The 1784-nt window shown below is 46.6% G+C and carries 2 protein-coding genes and 2 pseudogenes; 3 read left to right on the top strand and 1 reads right to left on the bottom strand.

Annotated elements, in window-relative coordinates; genetic code table 11:
* Nucleotides 1-244, bottom strand: a 244-nt coding sequence (locus BGK49_RS13770; protein WP_000567704.1) for a transposase, incomplete at its 3' end; no start/stop codon positions are given.
* Nucleotides 245-254: 10 nt separating this feature from the next.
* Here BGK49_RS13770 and BGK49_RS13765 point away from each other — a divergent pair.
* The 3 genes and pseudogenes from BGK49_RS13765 to BGK49_RS13755 form a co-directional block, all read left to right on the top strand.
* Nucleotides 255-881, top strand: coding sequence for a CDP-alcohol phosphatidyltransferase family protein (locus BGK49_RS13765; RefSeq protein WP_000202541.1), 627 nt, complete (start codon nt 255-257; stop codon nt 879-881).
* A pseudogene (locus BGK49_RS13760) lies at nt 881-1441 on the top strand (phosphatidate cytidylyltransferase); the annotation flags it as partial. The gene BGK49_RS13765 and the pseudogene BGK49_RS13760, both read left to right, overlap by 1 nt.
* A gap of 54 nt (nt 1442-1495) precedes the next feature.
* Nucleotides 1496-1784 (top strand): annotated as a pseudogene (locus BGK49_RS13755) (IS1-like element transposase); the annotation flags it as partial.

Below are 1784 nucleotides of genomic sequence, written 5' to 3'. Positions count from 1 at the left end.
CTTTAATCTGCTTCATGGCGGCAGCAAGTTCAGAGGCAGGAACAACCTGTTCTCCGGCGGCCACAGCAGTAAGACTTCCTTCCTGGTATTGCTTACGCCAGAGAAATAACTGGCTGGCTGCTACACCATGTTGCCGGGCAACGAGGGAGACCGTCATCCCCGGTTCAAAGCTCTGCTGAACAATTGCGATCTTTTCCTGTGTGGTACGCCGTCTGCGTTTCTCCGGCCCTAAGACATCAATCATCTGTACTCCAATGACTAGTCTAAAAACTAGTATTAAGACTATCACTTATTTAAGTGATACTGGTTGTCTGGAGATTCAGGGGGCCAGTCTACTTTATAAGCACCACGTTACAGCGAATCACATCACTCTTACGGCACTGGCGCTTTCTCTTTTTACCGGATTGCTGTTGGTGTTGGTGGCACAACCCATCCTCTTTTTGCTATTGCCCATCGTGCTTTTTATCCGTATGGCGCTCAATGCGCTGGATGGCATGTTGGCGCGTGAGTGCAATCAGCAAACACGTCTGGGGGCGATTTTGAATGAAACTGGCGATGTTATTTCCGATATTGCGCTCTATTTACCGTTTTTATTTTTACCGGAAAGTAACGCATCACTCGTAATACTCATGTTATTTTGCACCATATTGACTGAGTTTTGCGGTTTACTCGCGCAGACGATTAACGGTATTCGCAGTTATGCCGGTCCATTCGGCAAAAGCGATCGCGCGTTAATATTTGGTCTGTGGGGGCTAGCCGTTGCCATTTATCCACAGTGGATGCAATGGAATAATCTTTTATGGAGCATTGCTTCAATTCTGCTTCTCTGGACTGCGATTAATCGTTGTCGGAGTGTGCTTTTTATGAGTGCTGAAAGATAATGCTGGAAAAATCTCTGGCAACACTTTTCGTGTTGTTAATTTTAGCAACGCTGATAAACCGTTTTCTGCTATGGCGGTTACCGGAGAGAAAAGGGGGTGAGGTTACATTACGTATTCGTACCTGGTGGGGCATCGTCATTTGTTTTTCACTGGTGATTTCAGGTCCACGCTGGATGACGTTGGCGTTTTTTGCGCTGATAAGTTTTCTGGCATTGAAAGAATATTGTATGCTTATATCCGTACATTTTCCGCGGTGGTTATATTGGGTTATTCCTCTTAACTATTTGCTTATCGGTTTTAATTGCTTTGAGCTGTTTCTGTTATTAATACCTTTGGCTGGGTTTCTGATATTAGCCACCTGGCGAGTTTTTGTGGGTGACCCCTCCGGTTTTCTGCATACCGTGAGCGCCATTTTTTGGGGCTGGATAATGACCGTTTTCGCCTTGAGTCATGCCGCCTGGTTATTAATGTTGCCATCCATGAATATCCAGGGCGGGGCCTTACTGGTGTTATTTCTTTTGGCATTAACCGCGTCAAACGATATTGCACAGTATTTATGGGTAATGCTGCCAACTTACTGATTTAGTGTATGATGGTGATTTTAAGGTGCTTGCGTGGCTTCCATTTCCATCAGATGTCCTTCCTGCTCCGCTACTGAAGGCGTGGTGCGTAACGGCAAAAGCACTGCCGGACATCAGCGCTATCTCTGCTCTCATTGCCGTAAAACATGGCAACTACAGTTCACTTACACCGCCTCTCAGCCCGGTACGCACCAGAAAATCATTGATATGGCCATGAATGGCGTCGGATGTCGCGCCAGTGCACGCATTATGGGCGTTGGCCTCAACACGGTTTTACGTCACTTAAAAAACTCAGGCCGCAGTCGGTAACCTCGCGCATACA

It is taken from the genome of Shigella sp. FC1544 (genome assembly GCF_001722145.1).
Taxonomy (GTDB): Bacteria; Pseudomonadota; Gammaproteobacteria; order Enterobacterales; family Enterobacteriaceae; genus Escherichia; species Escherichia coli.
This window is presented reverse-complemented; position numbering and strand designations above follow the sequence as displayed.